A 250-nucleotide genomic window follows, 5' to 3' on the forward strand; every position below is an offset into this window, starting at 1 on the left:
GCACCGAGGCCAGGCCATTGTCGAGCGTATAGCTGTAGCTGCCGTCGCTGTTGAGATGCAGCGTGCCATAGGTGCCGACCAGGTCGTTGCCGACATTGCCAGCCGAGCCGTTGACGGCGCTGACGCTATGCGTGTCGCCATTGTCGACATCGGTGTCGTTGGAAAGCACATTGCCGCTCACCGGATTGGGATCGGCCAGCGTGTTGGTGTCTTCCTTCACCGCCGCCGCATCGGCCACCGCCACCGGCGC

General features: G+C 64.0%; 1 protein-coding gene. It reads right to left on the minus strand.

The genetic code is table 11. The annotated features are described in order from the left end of the window. Positions 1 to 250 (minus strand): Ig-like domain-containing protein (locus tag EN861_RS35205; protein WP_135868239.1); only part of this gene is annotated, 250 nt, incomplete at both ends.

The sequence above is a fragment of the Mesorhizobium sp. M8A.F.Ca.ET.218.01.1.1 genome, assembly GCF_004791165.1.
Taxonomy (GTDB): domain Bacteria; phylum Pseudomonadota; class Alphaproteobacteria; order Rhizobiales; family Rhizobiaceae; genus Mesorhizobium.